At 62.4% G+C, this 24,874-nt stretch carries 24 protein-coding genes and 2 tRNA genes; 12 read left to right on the top strand and 14 right to left on the bottom strand.

All coding sequences use genetic code 11. The features are described 5' to 3' along the window. On the top strand, positions 1–1,506 hold the full coding sequence (locus BP38_RS0116920) for a tripartite tricarboxylate transporter permease (RefSeq protein WP_026988699.1): 1,506 nt from the start codon (positions 1–3) through the stop codon (positions 1,504–1,506). Here the strand turns inward: BP38_RS0116920 and BP38_RS0116915 are convergent. The 3 genes from BP38_RS0116915 to BP38_RS0116905 all read right to left on the bottom strand — a co-directional run bounded on the left by BP38_RS0116915 (position 1,503) and on the right by BP38_RS0116905 (position 5,324). Further along, positions 1,503–3,329: a TRAP transporter permease gene (locus BP38_RS0116915; protein WP_081816754.1), complete on the bottom strand. Its 1,827-nt coding sequence runs from the start codon at positions 3,327–3,329 to the stop codon at positions 1,503–1,505. The two genes, BP38_RS0116920 and BP38_RS0116915, sit on opposite strands and share 4 nt — an antisense overlap. 126 nt (positions 3,330–3,455) lie before the next feature. Further along, entirely contained in the window at positions 3,456–4,439 is a 984-nt protein-coding gene (locus BP38_RS0116910; protein ID WP_026988697.1) for a TAXI family TRAP transporter solute-binding subunit, read from the bottom strand. A gap of 153 nt (positions 4,440–4,592) precedes the next feature. Next, positions 4,593–5,324: a GNAT family N-acetyltransferase gene (locus BP38_RS0116905; RefSeq protein WP_026988696.1), complete on the bottom strand. Its 732-nt coding sequence runs from the start codon at positions 5,322–5,324 to the stop codon at positions 4,593–4,595. Positions 5,325–5,678: 354 nt separating this feature from the next. On the opposite strand from BP38_RS0116905, the gene BP38_RS21260 reads away from it, so the two are divergent. After that, positions 5,679–6,005 carry an ACT-like domain-containing protein gene (locus tag BP38_RS21260; protein WP_035725726.1) on the top strand — a complete coding sequence of 109 codons (327 nt, stop codon included), beginning with the start codon at positions 5,679–5,681 and terminating at the stop codon, positions 6,003–6,005. A gap of 18 nt (positions 6,006–6,023) precedes the next feature. Here BP38_RS21260 and BP38_RS0116895 read toward each other — a convergent pair whose 3' ends face one another. Then, positions 6,024–6,680, bottom strand: a complete 657-nt coding sequence (locus tag BP38_RS0116895) for a PAS domain-containing protein (protein ID WP_026988695.1) — start codon at positions 6,678–6,680, stop codon at positions 6,024–6,026. 162 nt (positions 6,681–6,842) lie between these two features. Further along, the gene (gluQRS, locus tag BP38_RS0116890; RefSeq protein ID WP_026988694.1) at positions 6,843–7,685 is read right to left on the bottom strand and encodes a tRNA glutamyl-Q(34) synthetase GluQRS; all 843 of its coding nucleotides are present in this window, start codon (positions 7,683–7,685) and stop codon (positions 6,843–6,845) included. A gap of 42 nt (positions 7,686–7,727) precedes the next feature. Between gluQRS and BP38_RS0116885 the strand changes: the two genes are divergently transcribed. The 3 genes from BP38_RS0116885 (at position 7,728) to BP38_RS0116875 (ending at position 9,864) form a co-directional block, all read left to right on the top strand. Next, on the top strand, positions 7,728–8,384 hold the full coding sequence (locus BP38_RS0116885) for a DNA-3-methyladenine glycosylase family protein (protein WP_211250380.1): 657 nt from the start codon (positions 7,728–7,730) through the stop codon (positions 8,382–8,384). A 59-nt stretch (positions 8,385–8,443) separates the two neighbouring features. Beyond that, positions 8,444–9,142, top strand: coding sequence for an alpha/beta hydrolase (locus tag BP38_RS21255; protein ID WP_051609491.1), 699 nt, complete (start codon positions 8,444–8,446; stop codon positions 9,140–9,142). Between the two features lie 164 nt (positions 9,143–9,306). Then, on the top strand, positions 9,307–9,864 hold the full coding sequence (locus tag BP38_RS0116875; protein ID WP_026988692.1) for an HNH endonuclease: 558 nt from the start codon (positions 9,307–9,309) through the stop codon (positions 9,862–9,864). Between the two features lie 12 nt (positions 9,865–9,876). On the opposite strand, the gene BP38_RS0116870 is transcribed toward BP38_RS0116875, so the two are convergent. The 3 genes from BP38_RS0116870 to BP38_RS0116860 are packed head-to-tail and all read right to left on the bottom strand — an operon-like array spanning position 9,877 to position 11,569. Further along, positions 9,877–10,449, bottom strand: a complete 573-nt coding sequence (locus BP38_RS0116870) for a demethoxyubiquinone hydroxylase family protein (RefSeq protein WP_026988691.1) — start codon at positions 10,447–10,449, stop codon at positions 9,877–9,879. Then, the gene (locus BP38_RS0116865) at positions 10,450–10,953 is read right to left on the bottom strand and encodes a disulfide bond formation protein B (RefSeq protein ID WP_026988690.1); all 504 of its coding nucleotides are present in this window, start codon (positions 10,951–10,953) and stop codon (positions 10,450–10,452) included. A gap of 28 nt (positions 10,954–10,981) precedes the next feature. Further along, a complete protein-coding gene (locus BP38_RS0116860; protein WP_035725723.1) occupies positions 10,982–11,569 on the bottom strand; it encodes a YqaA family protein in 588 nt (195 codons plus the stop codon). 153 nt (positions 11,570–11,722) lie between these two features. On the opposite strand from BP38_RS0116860, the gene BP38_RS0116855 reads away from it, so the two are divergent. Beyond that, on the top strand, positions 11,723–12,151 hold the full coding sequence (locus BP38_RS0116855) for a nuclear transport factor 2 family protein (RefSeq protein WP_211250378.1): 429 nt from the start codon (positions 11,723–11,725) through the stop codon (positions 12,149–12,151). Positions 12,152–12,176: 25 nt separating this feature from the next. Here the strand turns inward: BP38_RS0116855 and BP38_RS0116850 are convergent, their stop codons facing one another. Then, the gene (locus BP38_RS0116850) at positions 12,177–13,562 is read right to left on the bottom strand and encodes an aspartate aminotransferase family protein (protein WP_026988687.1); all 1,386 of its coding nucleotides are present in this window, start codon (positions 13,560–13,562) and stop codon (positions 12,177–12,179) included. 222 nt (positions 13,563–13,784) lie between these two features. Further along, positions 13,785–14,759 (bottom strand): threonine dehydratase, encoded by a 975-nt coding sequence (locus BP38_RS0116845; RefSeq protein ID WP_026988686.1) that lies wholly within the window; start codon positions 14,757–14,759, stop codon positions 13,785–13,787. 88 nt (positions 14,760–14,847) lie between these two features. Between BP38_RS0116845 and BP38_RS0116840 the strand changes: the two genes are divergently transcribed. After that, the gene (locus tag BP38_RS0116840) at positions 14,848–16,206 is read left to right on the top strand and encodes an aminotransferase-like domain-containing protein (protein WP_026988685.1); all 1,359 of its coding nucleotides are present in this window, start codon (positions 14,848–14,850) and stop codon (positions 16,204–16,206) included. Here the strand turns inward: BP38_RS0116840 and BP38_RS0116835 are convergent. After that, positions 16,194–17,537 (bottom strand): glutamine synthetase family protein, encoded by a 1,344-nt coding sequence (locus BP38_RS0116835; protein WP_026988684.1) that lies wholly within the window; start codon positions 17,535–17,537, stop codon positions 16,194–16,196. The two genes, BP38_RS0116840 and BP38_RS0116835, sit on opposite strands and share 13 nt — an antisense overlap. 118 nt (positions 17,538–17,655) lie before the next feature. On the opposite strand from BP38_RS0116835, the gene BP38_RS0116830 reads away from it, so the two are divergent. Next, complete coding sequence (locus BP38_RS0116830; RefSeq protein WP_026988683.1) at positions 17,656–18,942, top strand: NAD(P)/FAD-dependent oxidoreductase; 1,287 nt, start codon at positions 17,656–17,658, stop codon at positions 18,940–18,942. A gap of 87 nt (positions 18,943–19,029) precedes the next feature. Here the strand turns inward: BP38_RS0116830 and ald are convergent, their stop codons facing one another. Continuing rightward, positions 19,030–20,148 (bottom strand): alanine dehydrogenase, encoded by a 1,119-nt coding sequence (gene ald, locus BP38_RS0116825; RefSeq protein ID WP_026988682.1) that lies wholly within the window; start codon positions 20,146–20,148, stop codon positions 19,030–19,032. A gap of 90 nt (positions 20,149–20,238) precedes the next feature. Next, positions 20,239–21,591, bottom strand: a complete 1,353-nt coding sequence (gene aptA / locus BP38_RS0116820; protein WP_051609489.1) for an omega-aminotransferase AptA — start codon at positions 21,589–21,591, stop codon at positions 20,239–20,241. A 146-nt stretch (positions 21,592–21,737) separates the two neighbouring features. On the opposite strand from aptA, the gene BP38_RS0116815 reads away from it, so the two are divergent. After that, entirely contained in the window at positions 21,738–22,304 is a 567-nt protein-coding gene (locus tag BP38_RS0116815) for a cupin domain-containing protein (RefSeq protein ID WP_026988680.1), read from the top strand. A 31-nt stretch (positions 22,305–22,335) separates the two neighbouring features. Here BP38_RS0116815 and BP38_RS0116810 read toward each other — a convergent pair whose 3' ends face one another. Further along, positions 22,336–23,202: a TrmH family RNA methyltransferase gene (locus tag BP38_RS0116810; RefSeq protein WP_026988679.1), complete on the bottom strand. Its 867-nt coding sequence runs from the start codon at positions 23,200–23,202 to the stop codon at positions 22,336–22,338. A 159-nt stretch (positions 23,203–23,361) separates the two neighbouring features. Here BP38_RS0116810 and BP38_RS0116805 point away from each other — a divergent pair. The 3 genes from BP38_RS0116805 to tuf all read left to right on the top strand — a co-directional run bounded on the left by BP38_RS0116805 (position 23,362) and on the right by tuf (position 24,872). Further along, positions 23,362–23,446 (top strand) — tRNA-Tyr (locus BP38_RS0116805). Between the two features lie 50 nt (positions 23,447–23,496). Beyond that, a tRNA-Gly gene (locus BP38_RS0116800) sits at positions 23,497–23,570 on the top strand. Positions 23,571–23,681: 111 nt separating this feature from the next. After that, positions 23,682–24,872 (top strand): elongation factor Tu, encoded by a 1,191-nt coding sequence (tuf, locus tag BP38_RS0116795; protein ID WP_026988103.1) that lies wholly within the window; start codon positions 23,682–23,684, stop codon positions 24,870–24,872. Positions 24,873–24,874 lie beyond the last annotated feature (2 nt).

Raw genomic sequence — 24,874 nt, 5'->3', positions numbered from 1 at the left:
ATGGAAACCCTGAACCTGCTTGCCGACGGCTTTGCCGTGGCGTTGACGCCCACCAATCTGATGCTGGCGCTGCTCGGCTGTTTTCTCGGCACCCTGATTGGCTCTCTTCCGGGTTTGGGACCGGTCAATGGCGTGGCCATCCTGATCCCGGTTGCCTTTTCCCTGGAGCTCGATCCCACCTCGGCCCTGATCCTGCTGTCCTGCATCTACTACGGCTGCATGTATGGCGGGCGCATTTCCAGTATCCTGCTGAACATCCCCGGGGACGAGCCGGCCATCATGACCACGCTGGACGGCTATCCCATGGCTAAAGCGGGAAAGGCATCGGAAGCCCTGGCGATATCGGCCGTCGCCTCCTTTATCGGAGCCACCTTCGCGACCATCGGCCTGACGCTTTTTGCGCCCATGCTGGCCAGTGTGGCCATCCATTTCGGCCCCAGCGACTATTTTGCGCTCTATGTCATGGCCTTCGCCACCATTGGCGGAATTACCGGCGCCAATCCCTTCAAGACCTTGATTGCTGCCTTCCTGGGCCTGATGATCGCTTCGGTGGGCCTGGACCCCGGCACAGGTGTGGCGCGCTTCACCTTTGATTCCTTCCACCTCTATGACGGCTTCGATCCCATCGTGGCCATCGTCGGCCTGTTCGCCATCAGCGAAGTCCTTATGTACCTGGAGAAGATGGACCAGTTGCCGGACAAGATGGTGCCGTTGGGCCGTGCCATTCCGAAAATGAAGGACATCCTTTCCGGCGGCTGGGCGTATATGCGCGGCTCGGTGATCGGCTTCGTCTCGGGAGTCCTGCCGGGGGCAGGGGCTTCGCTGGGCGCCTTCCTGTCCTATATCGGCGAGCAGCGCTGGAGCGACAAGGACGGCTCGTTCGGCAAGGGCAATCCCAAGGGCGTGGCCGCTCCCGAGGCTGGGAACAACTCAGCCTCCGGCGGGGCCCTTATTCCCATGCTGACCCTGGGTGTGCCTGGCAGCGGAACGACGGCGGTCATGCTGGCGCTGCTGATCTCGCTCAATATCCAGCCGGGGCCGCTGCTGTTCGAGCGCCAGCCGGATATCGTCTGGGGCCTGATTGCCGCACTCTACATTGCCAATGTCGTGCTGTTGCTGCTGAACATCCCGCTGATCAGTCTCTTCACGCGCATGCTGAGCATGCCGCAGTGGATCCTGATGCCCTTCGTGGTGATGGTTTCCTTCATGGGCATCTATTCCATCAGCCATTCGACCTTCGACCTGCTGGTCATGGTGGGCTTCGGCGTGCTCGGCTATATCCTGCGCAAGATCGGGGTTTCGCTGGTGCCGATCATTCTGGGCTTGCTTCTGGGTGCGGACATGGAGAACAACCTGAGACGTTCGCTCTCCATTTCCGACGGCAATTTCGCCATCCTCTTCCAGAGTCCCATCGCCCTGACACTCTATGCCATCACGGCGATCATGCTTTGCTTGTCGTTCTACTTGGCCTTCCGTAAGCGCCGAGGTGCGGAATCTGCCCCCTAGATTCCCCAGAGGAACAGCAGGCCCACCCCGATTGCCAGTGCAAAGGGACGCAGCCACAACCGGCCGGGTTGGCCGATGGCCCCGTAGCTGCAGAAGACCAGCGCGACGCCCACCTTCAGCGTTGCAGCGAAAGCCGTCAGCGGGTCGGTTCCCAACTCCAGCAGGCCGGGATTGAAGATGAAGCCGAGCGGCACGAGGAAGAGTCCGAGGCCCAGCAGCATGGCCTTGCCGGCAACAGGCAGCCAGGGTGTTTCGGCGATGCCGGCGGCAATGAAGACATTGCCGCAGACCGGAGGCGTGATGGTGCAGAGTAGGGCGTACCAGAAGACGAAGAGGTGGGCATAGAGCTCCGGCACGCCCGCCTCGACCAGGGCTGGACCGGCCACCGCCACACAGATGATGTAGGCCGCCGTGGTCGGCAGTTCCATGCCCAGGATCAGGCTGGCCAGTGCTGTCAGCAGCAGGACCGCCCAGAGCTTGCCGTCCGAGACGGACAGGATCATCGAGGTCAGCTTGACGCCCAAGCCGGTCATGTTGAAGACGCCGACAATGATGCCGGCACAGATGATGATGGCGGCGATGACGGCGATCTGCTTGGCTGCATTGACCAGCGCGATTTCCGTGCGCTTCAGCCAGCCCGTGATGGACAGGCTGCCGTCCTCGTTGAAGAACAGCAGCAACCAGGCGGCACAGGCGGCGAAGACGGCTGCGAACGAGATGGTGTAGTCGGTGAAGGCCAGCGCCCCGATCAGAATGCCGAAAGGCACCAGGAAGAAGGGCACGGTCTGGGCCACGCGCAGCCAGCCCGGCATCATTTCGCGGGGCAAGGCCTGCAGGTCATAGCGCAGGGCGAAGACATGGACGCCGGCCCAGGCCGCGACGAAGAAGAGGAAGGCCGGCAGGGTGGCGGCCACCATGATGTCGGTGTAGGGCATGCGCAGCAGTTCGGCCATCACGAAGATACCCGCTCCCATTACCGGCGGCATGATCTGGCCGCCGGTGGAGGCCACGGCCTCGACGGCGCCGGCCAGCGGGGGCGGATAGCCGCGCTTCTTCATGGCGGGGATCGTGACCATGCCGGTGGAGGCGGTGTTGGCGGCGGCGACGCCGGAGATCGTGCCGTAGAGCGCGGAGGAGACGACCGCCACCTTGGCGGCGCCGGCGCGCAATCGCCCGGCAACCTGGGTCGAGAAGGCCATGAAGCCGACGCCGGCCTGGCCGGCCGAGATGAAGGCACCGACGATGATGAACAGGGAGATGGTGGTTACCGAGATCCCGGTCAGGGAGCCCCAGAGTCCGCCTTCCGTAATGGTGAGCGTGCCGAGGAAGTAGTCGGGCGGCATGCCGGCGTGGCCGAACTTGCCGGGGATGTATTCGCCGAAATAGCCGTAGAGCAGGACAATCGTGGCCACGGCCGGCAGGACCGCCTTGATGGCGCGGCGCGCCATTTCCAGTACCGTGATCAGCAGGGCCAGGGCCAGGGCCATCTGCCAAGCGCCTTCCAGAGCGCCGTACTGCCGCACAAGTGTTTCGCGGTCCAGCATGATCCAGATGCAGGCGCCCAGGCCGATTGCACCGATGGCAAACCCGCTCCAGCGGGCGAAGGGGGTTTTGGCAACGCCGGCACCGAGGAAAAAGATCCAGGTTGCCGCAAGAGCCATGTGCAGGGGGCGCGAAATCAGGTTGGGGACCAGCCCGGAAAAGGCGATGTAGAGATGAAATCCAACGGTCAGGAAGGCAAAGCCCAAAAGGGTCCAGCGCCATTTGCCACTGGCAACTTGGCCAGCTGAAGATTCCTCTGCGTGTGACTCTTGATCCGGCACGGGCAAATCTCTGCTGAAGGGAGAAAAGGGACGGGAAAATTGGAACGACGGTGCGCCGAACGCAACCCGGCCCCGCAGCGTGGAGAACGCTGCAGGGCCGGGCGGTTCAACAGGTCCGAAAGTGGCTTAGCGCATGGACTCGGGAATGTCGATCCCGGCCTCTTCGTAATAGCGCAGGGCCCCCGGATGGATGGGTGTGCCCATCTGGGCCACCAGGTCAGGCGTCACGCCGTCCCACCAGGGATTTTCGTCGACCAGCGCGTCCCGCTGTTCCCAGAAGGACTTCACCACCTGATAAGCGGTGTCATCGTCCATGTCGGTGGTGCCGAAGGCGCCCACGGGCACGGCAACGGTATTCACCGCCTCGTCCTGGCCGTCATAGGTGCCGGCGGCAATGGTGATCGGCCCGGACAGCGGGTCCTCGGCAAAGATCTGTTCACGCTGTTCGTCGGTGAAGCTGAGGATATTCACGTCGGTTGTCGTGGCCAGCTCCACCAGGCCCGGTACGGGATGCGAGGAACAGGTGGCATAGCCGTCGACACGGCCGTTGCGCAGGGCGTCCGGCGCATTGTTAAGCTCGACGTTGGAATACTCGACGTCCTCGCCCAGGCCCAGCAGTCCGAGCACGGCCTTGGTCCGGCCTTCGCAGAAGGTGCCGGTGCCGCCGGGAATGAAGTTCTTGCCGGCAAGATCCTCGACATTCTCGATGCCGCTGTCGTCGCTGACCACGAAGTGAATCGTGATGAAGGGCACGGCGAAGAGCGTGCGGATACGGTCATAGCCTTCCTCGCCCTCGAAGTCGCCTTCTCCGGCGCGGGCCTTGTCCAGCAGGCTGGGCGGAGTGGTGAAGAGGAAGGCGCCGGGCCGCCGGGCGGCTTCCTTGACGTTCTGTACGGAGCCCTGGCTTTCCTCGACGGTCGGCTGGATCTGGCCGTCCGTGGCATCCTCGAGCATCTCGGCCAGCTGCACCATCATCACGTAATAGGACGAGGTCGAAGATGCCGATTTCAGGGTCAATCGTGTCTGGGCTTCTGCACTGGCGGAAGTAAGGCCGACGGAAGCCCCGAGTGCCAAGGCAAAGGCCGTGGTCTTGAGCGCGGAAAGTCTCATTGGAATCGTTTCCTTGTTCTCTTTGCAGTGTGGCTGCACTGTGAAAGCCGTGCAGCCTCTTGATATTGGCCCTTCTCCTTGCGGAAAAGTGCCTGGAGATTAACCCAGGCAGGCTATGGCAAAAAAGCCGTTTTTGCCGGCCGCTCAAGTTGTTCAGGAACGCTTGGGCATGAAAGCGGAAAGCGGCTGCTTCTGGCCCCCTTCGCCATCGAAATTGCCTGCGTCCAGCCAGCTTACCAGGGCCTGCCGTATGGCGGGCCACTCCCGGTCGGTGATGGCGTACCAGGCTGTATCCCGGTTGCGGCCCTTGTAGACCACCGCCTGGCGGAAGATCCCCTCGAAAGTGAAACCCAGGCGCTCGGCGGCCTTGCGCGAAGGGGCATTCAGGCTGTCGCACTTCCATTCATAGCGGCGATAGCCCAGTTCATCGAAAACACGGCGCATCATGAGATACATCGCCTCTGTGGCCGCGGCCGTTTTCTGGAGCCGTGGGGCAAGGCTGATATTGCCCACCTCGATGACGCCCATTTCGGGCGCCATGCGCATGAAACTGGCAACGCCCGATGCATGGCCGGATTTCAGGTCGACAATGGCATGGAAGAATGGATCCTCGGAGTCTTGGCAGATCGACAGCCAGCGGTCGAACGCCTGCCGGTCGGCAAAGGGCCCCGAAGCCATGTAGGTCCAGATGCGTCCGTCGTCGTCGTCCGCAAAAGCCGTGAAGAGGTCGTCGCCGTGTCGGGTGGCATCAAGCGGCTCCACACGGCTGAAGCGGCCTTCCATCGCGCTGAGGGGCGGGCGCGGACGTGTGGTCCAGTTGTCCAGCGGCGCGCCCACGGGCTGGCCAAACTCATTGTATCTTGTGGCATCGCCTTGATCGTTCATCTGTCTTCCTGCTGCTGCGTGTGATGCAGGGAATCTGCGATGACCGGCCCCTACAGGAAAGGGCCATTTTCAGGGAAGGGCCTGGGCAACTGTGCCAACAGATTTTGATGCGCCCTACCGAATGAAGCAGGGCGTCATCCAGGGCCGTATCACTTGAATGGTACGCTTGCCTGGCGGCTGCTCCGGAAAAGCAAGGAAGCTTCGAGCTTGACCGTTTGCATCGGCTCCGCTTATGATCCCCTGTATGACTCATACGGTTTTCACAGGGATTCAGCGAATTATTCGCCCGGCGCCGATACGGTAGCCGGGACATACTCTTATCGCTGAAATTTCTGTAGACCGGAGTATCCTCCAATGACATCCGCCGTTGCCGCTTCCCGTGGTATGGAAGCTACTGCCCCTGAAGGCCATGAGGCTCATTCAGAGGCGCAGCCCGTATTCTGTTTTTCCGTGCTGGCCGAAGCCGATCCTGGACTTATGCCGCGTGTGCTTGAGCTTTTTGCCAAACGCAGCCTTGTCCCCTTGCGTTGGCACAGCGACAGGATCGGATCGGACCAGACCGAACTTGCGATGGATTTCCAGGTGGGGGGGCTGACGCCGCATCTGGCCGACTATATCGCGCGATGCCTGCGTCAGGTACCTGGGGTGCGTACGGTCCTGACTTCGGAAAAGAACATCTGATTCTTTCCGCTCGGCGGTTCAGGACAGTACGGGCGTTTCCTTTCGAGCAACCAGATCTTGCGCATTTGCATCGATCCGATATGCAATACCAGCTGGTGGCGTTGCGTCCATGCCATCATTGGTAAGCAGGTCCACCATCGAGAAAGTCAGCGCACAATCCGCTTTCGCGCCGCTGTTTCTGAGTGGCAGCACAAGCCGGTGGAACGGCAGGAACTCGCGGCCGGGCATGGCCAGGCGTCCGGAATAGAAACTGGGAAGCCCACGCTTGAGGCAGCGATCCAGGATGGCTGTCCTGCTTTTCAGGTGCTGCGGGGGCAGCACTTCGTCCAGGTGCTGTCCCGTCGTTTCCATGGCCAGGGCCTCGACAATGGCCGTGCCAGACAGGCGACAGAGATAGCGCCCGTCCGCCTGGCGTGCATGAATCTGGATGAAGGGCAACAGGGCCGGAATATCCAGCGGATCGATCTCCGCCTTGCGTGGAATGGACTCCCCACGCTTGCCACACCAGTAATCCAGCAATTGGGTGAAATGCGGATGGGGCAGATGGGCCCGGAAGCCACTGCTCTTGTCTTTGGAAAGTGTGTCTCCGGTCTCCCCCGTAATGGCGCCGTAGCAGATAGCCCGGCTCCTGGCGACGTGCCAGTGGAGGTTCCGGAAAGGCCACATCAGTGTCATTTGATCGCCCCCTGAAAACTCAAATGCGAGATAAATACTAATATACCCTATCGAGGATATCCAGTATTTAATTATATCAGTTAGCTATGACACTTTCTTGTTACGTCATATGCAAGAAACTCCGTAGAGAGGTGCATGTCGGAGCCCCGATCTTTCAGGGGCTTATGAGGCTCCGAAGCCCAGGCGGTGACGTATTTCCTGCGGGCTTTCGCCAGCCTGACGCAGGCTGTCCAGGGAAAGGCTGTCGTGTCGTTTGGCCAGGCGCTGGCCCTGGGAATCGGTCACGAGCCTGTGGTGCAGCCATTCCGGCACGGGCAGATCAAGCAGGGCCTGCAGCAATCTGTGCAGGTGGCTTGCCATGAAGAGGTCTTCGCCTCGGGTAACCAGAGTGATTCCCTGGCGCGCATCATCCACCACCACGGAGAGATGATAGCTGGTGGAGATGTCCTTGCGCGCCAGCACAACGTCGCCCAGCAGTTCGGGGCGTGCGTCCTGTCGTCCGGCCTGGCGGTCCGTCCAGGACAGATCGGGCGTGCGCTTCAGTGCTTCGGCCATGTCCAGGCGCCAGGCATAGGTGGCACCGTCCTTCATGCGCGCCTGTCGTTCCTGGACAGTGAGCTGGCGACAGGTTCCGGGGTACAGGGGCCCTTCCGGTCCGTGCGGCGCGCGTTCGCTGCGCGCTATCTCGTCGGTGATATCCCGCCGTGTGCAGAAACAGGGATAGAGCAGGCCTGCTTCATTCAGGCGGTCCAGAGCCTGGCGGTAAGCGTCAAGCTGTGCGCTTTGCCGATCCACGGGCTCGCTCCAGGTCAAGCCGAGCCAGGCCAGGTCTTCGAATATCGCCGTTTCATACTCCGGTCGGCAGCGGCTGCGGTCTATATCCTCCATGCGGATCAGGAAGCGGCCTTCGGGGCCGGCCTGTTCGGCGGCAAAGAGGGCCGCATAGGCGTGACCCAGATGCAAGCGGCCGGTGGGAGAGGGAGCGAAACGTGTGACTTCCGACATGAGGGCGGACATAGCCTCCGCAGGGGTATAGAGTCCAGCCGCATGACGGAGATGAAGATCGAGGACGAATCCTCGCTGGCTCTGGCCCTGCAGCGCCTGGCCGAGACGGATACGGACGTGGCCCGTGGGCTGGAACAGGCCGGCTTGCCGCCCCTGCGTTATCGCCCGCCCGGGTTTGCGACCCTGTTGCGCATCATCGTGGCTCAGCAGGTTTCCCTGGCCGCGGCTGCATCGATTTGGGGGCGCCTGGAAGCAACCTGCCAGCCGCTTGAGCCTGAACGGCTGCTGGCGCTCAGCGACGACGACTTGCGCACCGCCGGATTGTCCCGCCAGAAACAGGACTATGCCCGTTCCCTCGCCCGGTTGATGGACCAGGGGGAACTTGACCTGCCCGCTCTCGAGGCGCTTGAGGACGAGGCGGCGGTGGCGCACATAACCCGGGTCAAGGGGCTTGGGCGCTGGTCGGCCGAGGTCTACCTGTTGTTTTCCCATGGGCGGCCTGACGTCTGGCCCGCCGATGATGTAGGCCTGATGATCGGAATGGAACGCTTGAAACAGCTGCCTGAAAGACCGACGGTGCGGCAGATGCGGGCGCTGGCCGAGGACTGGCGTCCCTATCGTGCCGCAGGGGCTCGGCTGCTCTGGCATTACCGTCAGTTTGACGGCCAGGCAGCGGGCCGTTCGGACGGCCTGCCCTGATGGGCCCGTGTGGCAGCACAGCTGCCGCGACAGCTTACACAAACCCCGGAGTATTCCCGATGTCTTCAGTTACCCCCCTTGATGGTCCGCGCAGCGAACCCGCCAATGGCGGCGCGGCCGAAAAACTCGTTATCCTGCTGCACGGGCTGGGGGCCGATGGAAACGACCTGATCGCGCTGGCCCCCCTGTTCGGCCAGATCCTGCCTGAGGCGGCCTTCGTGGCGCCGAATGCATCCGAGGCCTGTGACATGGCCCCGAACGGGTATCAGTGGTTCAGCCTGCAGGAACGCGAACCCCAGTCCCTGCATCAGGGTGCGGAGGCTGCACGCGCTTCGCTCGATGCCTTCATCGACCAGGAACTGGAACGCCACGGCCTGGAAGAGAAGGACCTGGTGGTGGTCGGTTTCAGCCAGGGGACGATGATGGCGCTCTATACCTGCCTGCGCCGTCCCAATGCCTGTGCCGGGATCATAGGTTTCTCGGGCCTGCTGATCGACAATGGGCGCATGGAGGAAGAGATCAAGAGCCATCCACCCGTGATGCTGATTCACGGCGAGGAGGATCCCGTGGTGCCCTTCGAGTGCATGGCCGCCGCGGAAAAGACCCTGAGTGCCTGTGGTGTGCCGGTGCAGACCCATGCGCGTCCCGAGCTGGAGCATGGCATCGACCAGGACGGCCTGGTCATGGCGGCCGGCTTCCTTCAGGTCGTCTATGACAAGAATCCTGAGGATATAGCCGGGGATCCTGAGGAGGGCTGAAACGACCCTATCACAGGGCCGTATTCTAGATGTGACAGATCGATGAAGTTTTGCATGAGAAAAGCCACAATATCTTGTGGCTTTTCTCAAATCCCGCTATGTAGGAACATGACATTCGGGACAAGGTCCCGATTGACTGTGTCTGAACAGGCGGGAGTGGGAGCGTGGCTTCGGCCCAAGGTTACCCATCGTTGGTTTTGAACGCGGACTTCCGTCCGCTGAGTTACTTTCCGCTGTCCATCTGGTCCTGGCAGGACAGCATCAAGGCGGTTTTCCTTGATCGCGTGAATGTCCTCTCCGAGTATGAGCATCAGGTTTCCTCGCCGTCCTGCAGCATGCGCCTGCCCAGTGTCATTGCACTGAAGGAATATGTGCACCTGGACCGGCGGCCGGCCTTCACGCGCTTCAACGTGTTCCTGCGCGATCGATTCGAATGCCAGTATTGTGGCGATCGATTGCCGGCCGAGGACCTGACCTTCGATCACGTCACCCCGCGCTCGCGCGGCGGCCGTACGACTTGGCACAACGTGGTGACGGCGTGCCAGAGCTGTAACCTGATCAAGGGCAATCGCATGCCGCGGGATTGCGGTATGCTGCCGCTCAACGAGCCCGAGCCGCCGACCACACGTACCCTGCAGCAGCATGGCCGCGCCTTCCCGCCGAACTTTTTGCACGAAAGCTGGAACGACTTCCTTTACTGGGACAGCGAACTGGAAGCCTGAAGTCCGGTTCGATCAGAACCGCTTGCTGAGCCAGATCGCCAGGCGCGAGCCTGTCTTGATCGCAGCGCTCAGGGCCTCATAGCCCGTCGCTTGCTCGGCCTCGTGTTCCAGCCCGATGTCCCGGTGCTCCAGTTCCTCGGCGCGGAACTTCTCTATGGTCTTGCGCAGATCCTTTTCCTGCGGTTCATCGGCCAGATCCTCGGATTGCTCGGCGTAGTGCTGGTCGATGACCTCTTCGACAGCCACGGTGCAGGCCATTGCGGCCTTCTCGCCCATCATGGCGGTTGCGGCCCCCAGGGCGTAGCCGGCCATGTGCCAGACCGGTTGCAGCAGGGTGGGACGCACGCGGCGCTCCGGAAGCATCTGTTCGAAGGTCTGCAGGTGCTCGGCCTCCTGCTCCCACATGTGGCGGATCACCGGCGCACTGGACGACTTCGAAAGCACGGCCAGTTGGCCCTCGTAAATGCGCCGTGCGCCGTATTCTCCGGCGTGATTGACGCGCAGCATGCTTTCCAGCCGTTGCCGACGGGTCGGATCGCCTGGCAGGGGGGCGCGTCGGCGTGGTTTGGATTCGGCTTCGCTCATTTACGCGTTCCTCTTCGCAAGGCGCGGCCCGATCAGGGCAACAGCCGCCAGTCCCAGCGACAGCAGGAAATTATATCCCGCCATCGAGAGACCGAACAGGGACCAGGCCACTTCGTCACAGCGCACGACCGGCGTGGCCAGCAGGGCGTCCCGGATCTCCTCGGTGCTCCTGGCCGAATCCAGGGCCGCCGTCGTGCAACCGCTGGGGCCCTGCCACCAGTCCTGCTCGATACCCACATGATAGCCGGCCAGGCCCGCCCCCGCCAACAGGGCGAGGCCGGACAGGAACAGCATGGGCCGCCCGACCCGCTTTGGCACGGCCAATGCTGTCACGGCCAGGACAAGAGCGGCCAGGTGGGCATAGCGCTGGTCGTGGCAGAGTGAACAGGGCAGGTAACCGAAGCCGTACTGGAACGTCAGGGCGGCGGCCAGGGCAAGAGCGCTGCCCAGCGCCACGATCAGGGCCGGCAGGCGTGCGTTGCTAAGGAGCGGAGAACTGGACATGGGACAGAGACGGGTCCTCGATGAAAATTCAGAAGAGGTAGCGTACAGCCACGAAACCGCCGAACAACAGTATGAAGAAGAGAGCCGCTAACTGGGGCAGGTATTTTTCCACGAAGGTGCGGATCGGCGCACCAAAGTACCAGAGCAGGGCGGCCAGCAGGAAGAAGCGTGCGCCGCGCGAAACTGTGGAGGCCGTCATGAAGACTGCGGGATCGAGACCGGTAACGCCGCTGGCTATGGTGATGACCTTGTAGGGAAAGGGCGTGAAGCCGGCGCCGGCGACGATCCAGGCGCCCCATTCGTTGTAGGCGGCAGCAAAATCCCCGAAGTCTTCCAGATAGCCATAGAAGGCCAGAATCGGTTCGCCCAGACTTTCGAACAGCAGAGCGCCTATTGCATAGCCTGCAATCCCGCCCAGGACCGAGCCAATGGTCGCCACGGCTGCCACAGCCCAGGCGCGACTGCGGCAGGCCAGGATCATGGGCAGGATCAGGACATCGGGGGGAATGGGAAAGACCGAAGCCTCGACGAAGGCCACAAGGAACAGCACGACCATTGCGTCCCGACGCGCGGATAGGCGCAAGGTCCAGTCGTAAAGCTGTCGTAGCGGCTTCAAGGCAGGTTTCCGGATATGAGAAGGAGGTCGCGCAGTACACTTCCTCTAGCAGCCGCTGGCACGGCCTGCAACAACACAGCCAGGCGCGCAGGGCTTCCCGGTTGAGTGTCGCGCCTACTTGCGTGATAGTGCAGGACTTTCTCAGGAGAAGGGATGTACTGCCTGATGCCGCATCGTCGTGAAGCCGTGCTTTTTGCCAACGAGGCCTTCTACCTGGCCTTCAACAATCGCGACCTGATGGCGATGGCGGATCTCTGGTCCAGTCAAAATCCGGTGACCTGCATACACCCTGGATGGGACCAGCTGCGGGGACGTCACGATGTTCTGGCCAGTTGGGAGGCGATCCTGGAAGGCGGAAAGTCGCCGGATGTGACCTGCTGCAAGGCGGATGTCCAGTTCTACGGAAACCTGGCTGTCGTGACCTGTTACGAGGTCATCGAGAACATGGTGCTGGTGGCAGCCAATATCTTTGCCGAGGAAGACGAGGGCTGGAAGATTGTCCAGCACCAGGCCAGTCCCTGCCAGAATCCCCCGGAGGATCTTCAGGAGTCGCACTCCGAAGAGGAACCCACCCTGCAGTAGCCGGAGTTCACAAACCGGCTTCTATCTATCCGCGGGCCATGTCCTCTGCGGTGCGATCCAGGCTGACGCGCAAGCCGTCCACCAGTGTGTCGATCTGGGCCGTCTCGATGGTCAGGGGCGGGCTTAGGACCATGGAATCGCGTACGGCCCTGAGGACAATGTTGTTGGCAATGCAATGGTCGCGGCAGGTCTGGCCAGCCGTAAACTTGTCGTCCCAGCGGCTTCGCGCCTGCTTGTCTCGAACAAGTTCCACCGCCGCTATCAAGCCTTCGCTGCGCACTTCGCCGACCAGCGGATGATCCACAAGCTCGTTCAGGCGCGCCCTGAGGTGCGGTCCGGTCACCTCACGGGTGCGACGGACCAGGTCCTCGTCTTCAAGCAGGGCAATGTTGGCCAGGGCGACGGCACAGGGGACCGGATGGCCGGAGTAGGTGTAACCGTGGGTGAACTCTCCACCCTCCTCTCTCAGCTTTGCGGCAATGCGTTCGTTGACCATCACGGCTGACAGCGGCAGGTAACCCGAGGTTATGCCCTTGGCCAATGTAATCATGTCGGGTTCTATGCCGTAGAGCTGGCTGCCGAACATTTCGCCTGTCCGCCCGAAGCCGCAGATCACCTCGTCGGCAACCAGCAGGACGTCATACTTGCGGCAGATGCGCTGGACTTCCGGCCAATAGCTTTTGGGCGGGATGAGGACGCCGCCGGCCCCCATGATCGGCTCGCCGATGAAGGCACCCACGGTTTCGGGGCCCAGTTCCAGTATCTTCTCCTCAATGGCGCGGGCAGCCTGCAGTCCGAACTCCTCAGGGGACAGATCACCCCCGAAGTCGTACCAGTAGGGGGGCATGACATGGTGGAAGCCTTCAAGCGGCAGGCCATAGACTTCCTGCATGGGTTTCATGCCGCCCAGCGAGGCCGAGGCCATGGTGCTGCCGTGATAGGCATGGGTGCGGCTGATGAAGTTGCGTTTCTCCGGCTTGCCGGCCTTGTGCCAGTAGAAACGCGTCATGCGCACCACCGTGTCGTTGGATTCCGAGCCAGAGGAGCCATAGAAGACGTAATTGAGATCGCCGGGCGCCAGCTCGGCCAGCTTTTCGGCCAGTTCCACCGTGGGCGGCGTCGTCGTCTTGAAGAAGCTGTTGTAGTAGGGCAGTTCCAGCATCTGCTCATAGGCACTGCGCGCCAGTTCCTCGCGGCCGTAGCCGACATTCACGCACCAGAGTCCGGCCATCCCGTCCAGGATCTGCTGCCCGTCGGAATCGTACAGGTAGACACCTTCACCGCGCACGATGATGCGGCTGCCCCCGTCGCGGGCCTTCAGTGTCTTGTAGTCGGAAAAGGGATTCAGGTGGTGCCGGACGTCCAGGTCACGCCAGCGAGCGGTCGAGTTGCGATTGAGATTTTCGTTCATGAGTCCGGTCCTTCGGTAAATGGGCAGGGAAGGAACACGGGGACTCAAGGGTTGTAATCGATCCGAGCGCAGAGAATCAGCAGTTCCGAAAGGCGTGTGCGCGGGCTGTTGCAGGCAATCATCCGGATCATCCTGACAAGAAAGACCCGGAGAGTATGCCTCTGTCAGGGGTGGGACGCAAAGGATCCCGGTCCCGGCATTACGCTGCGCGGGCCAAGGTCCTTACGCTGCGCGGGCCTGGGGTTCTTCGGACAGCAGGCGCAGCATCAGGTCCCGCGAGATGTTGCCGCCCGAGAGCACGACCCCGACTTTTTTGCCCGCAAGCTGGTCGCGTTCCTGCAGGGCGGCTGCCAACGCGGCTGCGCCGGCACCTTCCGCCAGGTTGTGCGTGTCGGTGTAGTAGGCGCGGATGGCATCGGCGATCTCGTCTTCCTCAAGGCTGACCATGTGATCCGCCCCGGCGCGGACGATATCCAGCGCCTCCTGCATCGGCTGGCGACAGGCCATGCCATCGGCAATGGTTTCGGCCTTGTCCGTGGAGATGATCTTTCCGGCCTCATAGGACAGGGCATAGGCCGGTGCCCCCTTGGTGACGACGCCGACAACCTTTGTCGACAGGCCCAGCAGGTCGCGTGTGCGGATCATGCCGCAAAGCCCGGAACCCATGCCGATGGGGGCATAGACGACGTCCAGGTCCGGGTGGGCCGTGAAGAATTCCTTTGCATAGCTGGCAACACCCGCAACCAGATCCGGATGGAAGGCCGGCACGCTTTCCAGGCCTTCCTTCTGGGACAGCTCGGCAGCGGCGGCGCGCGCTTCATCGAAGTCCTTGCCGCCCTCCACCAGCCGCGCGCCCAGGGCACGCATGGCGGCATTCTTTTCCGGGCAATTGCCTTCCGGCACCACGATGGTGACGGGCACGCCGTGCTGCTTGCCTGCAAAGGCCAGGCTCTGGCCGTGATTTCCGCGCGTGGCGCTCACGATGCCCTTCAGTGGCTCGCCGGACTCGCAGCGGTTCTTCATGTAGACGAGGCCACCTCGAATCTTGAAGGCTCCGACGGGGGTGTGGTTCTCGTGCTTGACCCAGAGTTCCGTGCCCAGGCGCGCGGAAAGCTGCGGCCAGGTGATCTGCGGGGTGGGCTGCATGGCGTCCTGGACGATTGCATGGGCTTTGTCGAGGTCGGCCGCGGAAAACATCTGGGGTTCCTTTATTTGTTGGCTGATCTTGACCGACAGGGTGCGAGGGTTAATTGTATGGGTCAACATTTATATTGTATGGGTTACAATGTGGACGCCATCACTTGAGGGACGCAACAGCGTCAAGTACCTGGCCATCGTCGAGGCCCTGGCGGATGCCGTGAGCCAGGGCGACCTGCGGCCCGGTGACCGCCTTCCGCCGCAGCGAGGCCTGGCCTGGAAACTGGGCGTCAATCTCAGCACGGTCACCCAGGCCTATCGCGAGGCGGCGCGCCGGCACCTAGTTGGCGGTGAGGTGGGACGCGGAACCTATGTCCTACCGGAAAGCCGCGAGGCGACGCTGTTCAGCCTGAAGGAGCCGGACAGCCAGGACAGCCTGGACCTTTCAACCAATGTCCCGGCTCGCGAACCTGGAAATCGCGACCTGGAGGATACGCTTCAGGCCCTGATCGCCCAGGGCAAACTGGGGGCCGCGCAAGGATATCACGAGCCGCGCTTGCTGGATCGAGCGGGTGTGGCCGGTTCGCAATGGCTTGCGCAGCGCGGGTTTCAGGTTTCGCCAGCCTCTATCGTGCCCTGTGCCGGCGCCCAGCAGGCGCTGGCAGCAGCCCTGCAGTCCATCTGCAGGCCGGGTGATTCCGTTCTGGTCGAGGAATTGACCTTTCCCGGGATGAAAGCGGTGGCCAAGCAGCTTCACCTGCGGCTTGTACCGGTGGCCATGGATGCGGAGGGCTGCCAGCCCGAGGCATTGGCGCGTGCGGCAGAGACTAGTGATGCCCGTGTGGTGGTTCTGGTGCCCCTGCTGCAGAATCCAACCGGGGCTCTGGCCGGTCCCGAACGCTGCCGCGCGCTGGCCGGGGTGATTCGACAGCAGGGCCTGACGCTGGTGGAAGACGATGTCTATGGCGCCCTGACGGACCTGCCGCCGCTGTCTTGCCAGTTGCCGGAGCAGGCGCTGCTGGTCAGCAGCCTGTCCAAGGCGGCTGTCCCGGGCGTGCGCTTCGGCATGATTGCAGGATCCTCGGACCTGATAGCCCCGCTCAGGGAAGAAACACACGCGACCACCTGGCTGCTCTCTCCGCTGGCCCTGGAACTGGCTTGTCAGTGGATCGAGGACGGGACCGTCTATCGGCGCCTGGATTGGCAGAAGGGCGAAATGCTGGCCCGCTGGAAGTTGGCGCGCCGTATCCTGCCAATCCCGCCAAGCGCACCGCCGGCACCGCACCTTTGGCTGCCGGTGAGCGGAGATGCCGAAGCCGTGGCAGAGCTCTGCCACCGCCAGCGCGTCGAGGTGGTGGCCTCGCGCACCTTTGCCGTCCGTCGGGACGTGCCCCAGGGATTGCGGCTCAGCCTGACGACGCCAGCCACGCGGGCCGACCTGCAGCAGGCGCTGGCACGGGTCGCGGATGTTCTCTCGTCTGCGCCCGTGGCCGTTCAGACGTTCTGAAGCAGGTGCTCGCGTTCCCAGGACGAGATCACCTGCTGGTAGGCATCCAGCTCGGCATCCTTGACCGCTGAAACGGCGGCCACGAACTGATCACCCAACACATTCTTCAGCCCACGGTGGGAGGAAAAGCGACTGAGCGCATCGTAGAGGGTGCGGGGCAGGGTGTGTGCCAGGCGGTAGGCGCTGCCCTCGATCGGTGCGCGGGGCAGCAACTTCTCGTCCATGCCCAGGTAGCCACAGGCCAGAGAGCCGGCCAGCGCCAGGTATGGGTTGGCATCGGCACCGGGAACGCGGTTCTCGACGCGGCGGTCCTGGACGCCGGAGTGGGGGACGCGGAGGCCGACCGTGCGGTTGTCATAGCCCCAGTGCGTATTGATGGGCGCGTCCGTGTCCGGCATCAGGCGGCGGTAGGAGTTCACATAGGGCGCGAATATCGGCATCGTGGCCGGAAGATAGCGCTGCAGCCCGGCGATGTACTGCTGGAAGAGGCGGCTGTCCTGACCGTTCTGGTTGGCGAAGGCGTTGCGCCCGGTCTTCTTGCTGACCAGACTTTGATGGACATGCATCGAACTGCCGGGTTCGCCCTGCATCGGCTTGGACATGAAGGTGGCATAGACCTTATGACGCAGGCCGGCCTCGCGGACCGTGCGCTTGAACAGGAAGGCCTGGTCCGCCTGCAGCAGGGCCTCGCCGTGATTGAAGTTCATCTCCATCTGGGCCGCCCCGGCCTCGTGGGTCAGGGTGTCGATGTCGATGCGCTGGGCATCGCAGAAGTCATAGACTTCCTCGAACATGGGATCGAACTCGTTGACGGCATCGACGCCATAGGACTGCCGCGAGGTTTCACGCCGGCCCGAACGCCCGATCGGGGGTTGCAGGGGATAGTCGGGGTCGTCGTTGCGATCGACCAGGTAGAATTCCAGTTCCACGGCCACCTGCGGCAGGTAGTTCTTGGCCTCGAACAGCTTCAGGACACGTTTCAGGACATGCCGGGCGGCAAAGGGGACCGGCGTGTGGTCGAAGTAGTAGGGATCGCAGATGATCTGGGCGGTCGGCTCTTCGTACCAGGGGACCAGACGCATGGTCTCCTCGTCCGGCACCAGGTAGACATCCGATGTGGCGGGGTTGGTAACCCCGTCGTTATTAGGGTAGCTGCCGGTGACCGTCTGGACAAAGATCGACTCCGGCACGCGCAGCCCGTTGCTGCGCATGCCCTTGATGAACTTGCTGGCGGGCAGGATCTTGCCCCGCGCAATGCCGGCCATGTCGGGCACGAGGCACTCGACTTCCTCGATGTTATGTTCCTGCAGGAAGTCTTCTATGAAGGACATGATGGAAACTCTGTCGGTTCGGGTGAGGAAGGCGCACCTGATCCCACGGCTTTGGATGCAGGTTTCGAAAGGATCGCCATGATTGTCTTTTTGTCCGTTTGGGCTCAAAAAGTACCTTATGAAACACGAGGATGCCATCGATTCCTATTATCGCGCCAGCGTAGCCGACAGCCCTGTCCGGCCTCCGCTGGCTGAGTCGCTTCAAGCCGATGTCTGTGTGGTCGGGGCCGGCTACAGCGGCCTCAGCACGGCCCTTGAACTGGCCGAGCGGGGCCTGGATGTCGTGGTGCTGGAGGCACAGACGGTCGCTTGGGGCGCCAGCGGGCGCAACGGGGGACAGGTCTGTTCCGGCTTTTCCTCGGGCACCGGGCCAATCGAGCGTTCGCTCGGGCGCGAGGATGCGCGGCGCCTGTTCGACATGGCGGAGGAATCCAAGGAGATCATTCGCAGCCGCGTCGAGACACACCAGATCGATTGCGACCTGAAATGGGGTTACTATCTGGCGGCGGAACGCCCGCGTGAGCTGCGCGAGGTCGAGGCCTGGCAGGAGGATTGGGCCCGGAATTACGACTACGACAAGCTTCATGTGGTGCGTGGGGCCGAGGCCTCACGCCAGCATGTGGACAGCCCGCGCTATATCGGCGGCCTGCGCGATGATGGCGCCGGACACCTGCACCCCCTGGCCTATTGCCAGGGCCTGGCCCGGGCGGCCGAGCAGGCCGGCGTGCGGATTTTCGAGCAGACACGGGTCAGTGCAATCCAGCGTGGCTCCAGGCCAGTCGTCGAGACCGAGGCCGGGCCACAGGTTCAGGCCCGTTTCCTGGTGGTGGCCTGTAACGCGCACCTTGGCCAATTGGTTCCCGAATTGGCCCGGACCATCATGCCGGTCGGCACCTACATGGCTGCGACCCCGCCGCTGGGTAAACGTGGCGACTCGCTGATCCCGCGGGACGAAGCCATTGCCGACCTGAAATTCGTGCTCAACTATTACCGCCTGTCCTCGGATCGCCGGCTGCTGTTCGGAGGGCGGGTCAGCTATTCCACGCTGATGCCGCCCGATCTTTCCCGCTCGATGCGCCGCTCGATGCTGAAGGTTTTCCCCCAACTGGAAGACGTTTCCTTCGAATATGTCTGGGGCGGTTATGTTGCGATCACCATGGACCGGGCCCCCCATCTTGGGCGCCTGGATGAAAACCTCTACTTCACGCAAGGGTATTCCGGACAGGGTGTGAGCCTGAGTGCCATTGCGGGACGGGTGCTGGCCGAGGCGATTGCCGGACAGGCCGGCCGTTTCGACGTTTTCGCGCGCTTGCCGCACCAAACCTTTCCAGGTGGCAGCTACCTGCGCACACCGGCTCTGGCCCTGGCCATGCTGTGGTATCGCCTGCGCGATCTGATGCCTTAGAAACTTCAGACAAGCAGTCGGCCAGAACTGAAAAGGGCCCAAGCTTCTGAAGCTCGGGCCCTCTTGCGTTACAGCGGGCAGAGCAATTCAGATGCCGATGGCTTCCTGGGGACGGATGGAGTCCAGGCCATGGGCATCGGCTACAGCGGCATAGGTGATCTTGCCGTGGGCGACGTTCAGCCCTTCCATGAGGTGTTCGTTTTCCGCCAGCGCGCGTTTCCAGCCCTTGTTGGCCAGAGCCAGCGTGAAGGGCAGGGTTGCGTTGTTCAGGGCCTGGGTCGAGGTGCGGGCCACCGCCCCCGGCATGTTGGCCACGCAATAGTGCACCACGTCATCCACCATGAAGGTGGGGTTGTCGTGGGTGGTGGCCCTTGATGTCTCGAAGCAGCCCCCCTGGTCAATGGCCACATCGACCAGGACGGTTCCGGCCTCCATCGCAGCGATCATGTCGCGGGTGACCAGTTTCGGCGCGGCCGCACCGGGGATCAGCACACAGCCGATCACCAAGTCGGCGTCCAGGCAGTGTGCCTCGATGGCATCGACCGTCGAATAGACCGTGTTGAGCCTGGAATCGAAAATGGTGTCCAGTTCGTTGAGGCGCTCCAGGGATTTGTCGACCACGGTGACATCGGCGCTCATGCCCATGGCCATGCGGGCCGCGTTCATGCCGGAGACACCGCCTCCCAGGATCACGACCTTGGCCGGATTGACGCCGGGGACTCCACCGAGCAGGACGCCCTTGCCCTGCTGTTCCTTTTCCAGGCAGTGGGCGCCGACCTGGACGGACATGCGCCCGGCCACCTCGCTCATCGGTGCCAGCAGGGGCAGGCGGCCATGGCGGTCGGTCACGGTTTCATAGGCGATGGCGATGCAGCCGGAATCGATCAGGCCCTGGGTCTGGGTCAGGTCAGGGGCCAGGTGCAGGAAGGTGAAGAGGATCTGGTCTTCGCGCAGCATCCTGCATTCCTGCGGCTGCGGCTCCTTCACCTTCACGATCATCTCGGATTTTTCGAAGACTTCGGCCGCCGTGCCGGCAATTCCGGCCCCGGCATCGCTGTAGACCGTGTCGGAAAAGCCGATGCCGTCACCGGCCCCTGTCTCGACCAGGACCTGATGGCCGTTGTGAACCAGTTCGCGGACAGAGGTCGGTGTCAGACCGACGCGGAATTCCTTGGTTTTGATCTCCTTGGGGACACCAACCAGCATTGCCATTACTCCCTTGTTCTTGACTGTCCAGTTGCTTGAAAAAGAATGTCCCGGCCAAAAGGCCGGGACAGAACTACATGAGTATTTGCTTCAGTCCAGGGTTTCCAGGACCTCGTGCAGGATCGTGTACATCTGGTCGATCTGCGGCTTGTCGACGATCAGCGGCGGCGACAGGGCGATGATGTCACCTGTCACACGGATCAGCAGACCCTTGTCGAAGCAGCGCTTGAAGGCCTCGTAGCCGCGGGCCCCTGGCGCGCCGGGGCGCGCTTCAAGCTCGATGCCGGCAATGAGGCCCAGGTTGCGCAGGTCGATAACGTGACGTGTGTCCTTCAGGGAGTGGACGGCCTCCTCCCAATAGGGCGCAAGATCGGCGGCACGGTCGAACAGGCCTTCCTCGTTGTAGACGTCCAGCGTGGCCAGACCGGCCGCGGCGGCAACAGGGTGACCCGAATAGGTGTAGCCATGGAAGAGTTCGATGGTGTTGCCGCTTTCGTCAGCCCAATCCATGAAGGCGTCGTAGATTCCCTTGCGGCAGATCACGCCGCCCATGGGGATCACGCCGTTGGTCAAGCCCTTGGCACAGGTGATGATGTCGGGTTGCACGCCGAAGTATTCCGTGGCGAACGGCTTGCCCAGGCGACCGAAGCCGGTAATCACCTCGTCGAAGATCAACAGGATGCCGTGACGATCGCAAATTTCACGCAGGCGCTTCAGATAGTCCTGCGGCGGGATCAGGACACCGGTCGAACCGGCCACCGGCTCGACGATCACGGCCGCAATCGTGCTGGCATCATGCAGTTGGACCATGCGCTCCAGTTCGTCAGCCAGGTGTGCGCCCCAGGCCGGCTGGCCGCGTGAGAAAGCGTTGTGTTCCAGGTTGTGGGTATGCGGCAGGTGGTCGACGCCATTCATGAGCGGACCGAAGAACATGCGGTTCTTCACGATGCCGCCAACGGAAATGCCGCCGAACCCGGTGCCGTGATAGCCGCGTTCGCGCCCGATCAGACGGGTACGAGCCGCGTCGCCGCGCACACGATGATAGGCCAGCGCGATCTTCAGGGCCGAGTCCACGGCTTCGGATCCGGAGTTACAGAAGAAGACATGCTCGTAGTCACCGGGAAGCATCGCGCGGATGCGCGAGGCCAGCTCGAAAGGCAGTGGATGGCTGACCTGGAAGGAGGGGGCATAGTCCAGATGTGCCACGGTCTGCTGCACCGCCTCGACAATCTTCTCGCGCCCATGCCCGGCGTTGCAGCACCACAGGCCGGCCGTGCCGTCCAGGATCTGGCGGCCGTCCACGCTGGTGTAGTGCATGTCCTTGGCTGAGGTCACCAGCATGGGATCCTTCTTGAACTGCCGGTTCCAGGTGAACGGCATCCAGTAGGATTCCAGGCTGTTCGGTGTGGCGTCCGCATTGACGCTCAGGGCTGTGCCGTCCATGACGATCCTCCATGTTCGCAAAATTGAATTGCCGGAACGTATAGCATGATAAGGAAAATTGACAAAATATCTTTGGTGTTTGCGTTATCTCGTTAATAATCGCGGAAACGTTAAATATATTTGACATAATTAAAGTGAGGACCGCCATGGATGGCCTGGAAGACAATGATCCCGGCGTGGGGCAGCGCCTCAGGAATCTCAGGCAGATGCACGATCTCTCGCAGCGCGAGCTGGCCAAGCGGGCCGGCGTGTCAAATGCGGTCATCTCCCTGATCGAGCAGAACAAGAGCAGCCCTTCGGTCGGTATGCTGAAGAAGGTCCTGGCCGGCATTCCCATCAGCCTGGCTGATTTCTTCAGCCTGGAGCAGACTCCGCGAAGCCGCATCTTCTACAGGGCCGAGGAACTCTTCGAGATTGCCGGGGGAGACATAAGCTATCGCCAGGTGGGGCGCGACCTGCGTGGCCGCGCCATGCAGGTGCTTCACGAACGCTATGCGCCAGGGGCAGATACCGGGGAGGCCCTGTTGCGCCACGATGCCGAGGAGGCGGGAGTCATCATACGCGGCGAGCTCGAGGTGACGGTCGGTGACCAGAGACAGCTGTTGAAGGAGGGGGAGGCCTTCTATTTCGATAGCCGCGTTCCGCACCGTTTCCGCAACCTGGCTGATGAAACCTGTGAGGTGATTACGGCCTGCACGCCGCCCAGCTTCTGACGACGGCGATCACGCCCGGTGCCTGGTCGCCTTAGGTGCGTGCGAGCAGTTCATACAGCGCCACTGCAGCGGCATTGGATACGTTCAGGTCCTGCAGGGGGCCCGGGGCTGGCAGGCGAACCAGCAAATCGCAGCGTTCCCGCGTCAGGCGGCGCAGGCCTGGCCCTTCTGCCCCAAGGCAGAGAACCAGTTTTTCCGGCAGCTCCACCTCGGGCAGTGTGGCGGGTGCTTCCGAGGCCAGGCCGAACACCCAGAAGCCTGCCTCTTTCAAGCGGTCCAGGCTGCGTGCCAAGTTGATCACCTGGATATAGGGCACGCTTTCAAGCCCGCCGCTGGCCGACTTCGCCAGCGTGCCCGTTTCGGCAGGGGCGTGCCGTTCCGTGTTCAGGACCGCCGCTCCGCCGAAGACGGCCGCCGAGCGCAGGATGGCCCCCACATTGTGCGGATCGCTGACCTGGTCCAGGGCGACGATGACCTGACGGCCCGTGGGCAGATCTTCCAGCACGTCCTCCAGATCCTGTAGCGGCAATGGATCGGCACGCAGGGCAATGCCCTGATGCACGGCGCCCGGCGGCAGCCGTTCACTCATCTGCTCTCGGTCGATGGTCTGCGACTCGGGCAGGGACAGATCATGGCGCTTGTAGAGTGCGTCGAGCGCGGCCTGATGATTCGCATCGGCCGTGCCCGCCAGCAGCAATTGCCGGCAGCGCCTCTGCGGATTGCCCAAGGCGGCCAGGCAGGCGTGCCAGCCGTACAGCCACAGACCGCTTTCCCGCGCTGGCTTGCGCTGGTTGCGAGGGGGGGTGTCGCGTGCCGCTGGCGATTGGGCGGTGTTGGCGTTCCGCCTGTTCCCGTCAGCGGCCGGACCCGTCGAGAGTTTCTTGCGTTTGCGGCTCATGGTGCTTACTATCAGCACCAACATATGGCATGACGCAAGGTTCTTGATCCATCCTGCTTTTCGGCGGGGCGGGGAGGAATTTTTCGTCATGTTTACGGTTGACAGGCGGTCTATAAAACAACATAGATCACGGCTCTATCGTGTGCCCGGCGATCCTTTGGAGGAGTGCCCGAGTGGTTAAAGGGGACGGACTGTAAATCCGTTGGCTTTGCCTACGTTGGTTCAAATCCAACCTCCTCCACCATTTCGTGGCCGGAGCACTCGAATAGGAAAAATGTGGCGGTCGTTCAGTGTGCGGGTGTAGCTCAATGGTAGAGCCCCAGCCTTCCAAGCTGGTGGTGTGGGTTCGATTCCCATCACCCGCTCCAGTTCGTTCCGCGTTGTTCCCGGGTCAGGCGCTGCCTGCCGAATCAGTCGTTGGGCCCTTTGCGGCCTGTACAGGAAGCAAGCAAGTCGGATAGCAGAAAGTCTGGATTAAGATGGCGAAGGCGAAATACGAGCGGACGAAGCCGCACTGCAACATTGGGACGGTTGGTCACGTTGACCATGGTAAGACGACGTTGACGGCGGCGATCACGAAGGTGATGGCGGAGTCTGGATCTGGCGAGGTGATGGCGTATGACGCCATTGACAAGGCGCCTGAGGAGAAGGCGCGCGGGATCACGATTTCGACGGCGCACGTTGAGTACGAGACGGCGAACCGTCACTATGCGCACGTGGACTGCCCGGGACACGCGGACTATGTGAAGAACATGATCACGGGTGCGGCGCAGATGGACGGGGCCATTCTGGTTGTGTCCGCAGCGGACGGGCCGATGCCGCAGACGCGCGAGCACATTCTGCTGGCGCGCCAGGTTGGCGTTCCGGCGCTTGTTGTCTACCTGAACAAGTGTGATCAGGTTGACGACGAGGAGCTTCTTGAGCTGGTTGAGCTTGAGGTGCGCGAGCTTCTGTCGAGCTATGACTTTCCGGGCGACGACATTCCGATCATCAAGGGGTCTGCCCTGGCGGCGATCGAGGACACGGACCAGAAGCTGGGCCATGATTCGATTATCGAGCTGATGCAGGCGATTGACGACTACATTCCGACGCCGGAGCGTCCGAAGGACCAGCCGTTCCTGATGCCGATCGAGGACGTGTTCTCGATTTCGGGTCGCGGGACTGTTGTGACGGGGCGTGTTGAGCGCGGTGTGGTGAAGGTTGGCGAGGAAGTCGAGATCGTTGGCCTGCATGACACGCGGAAGACGACGGTGACCGGCGTGGAGATGTTCCGCAAGCTTCTGGACCAGGGCGAGGCCGGTGACAACATCGGTGCGCTTCTGCGCGGTGTTGGCCGTGACGACGTTGAGCGTGGCCAGGTTCTGGCGAAGCCGGGGACGATCACGCCGCACACGAAGTTCAAGGCCGAGGCCTACATTCTGAACAAGGACGAGGGCGGTCGTCATACGCCGTTCTTCACGAACTACCGTCCGCAGTTCTATTTCCGTACGACGGACGTGACGGGTGTTGTCACGCTTCCTGAGGGCACGGAGATGGTGATGCCGGGCGACAACGTCTCGATGGACGTGGAGTTGATTGCGCCGATTGCCATGGACGAGGGCCTGCGCTTCGCCATCCGCGAAGGTGGACGGACCGTCGGCGCTGGCGTCGTCGCCTCCATCGTCGAGTGAGT

The organism is Fodinicurvata fenggangensis DSM 21160 (assembly GCF_000686045.1).
Lineage (GTDB): Bacteria > Pseudomonadota > Alphaproteobacteria > Kiloniellales > DSM-21159 > Fodinicurvata > Fodinicurvata fenggangensis.
This window is presented reverse-complemented; position numbering and strand designations above follow the sequence as displayed.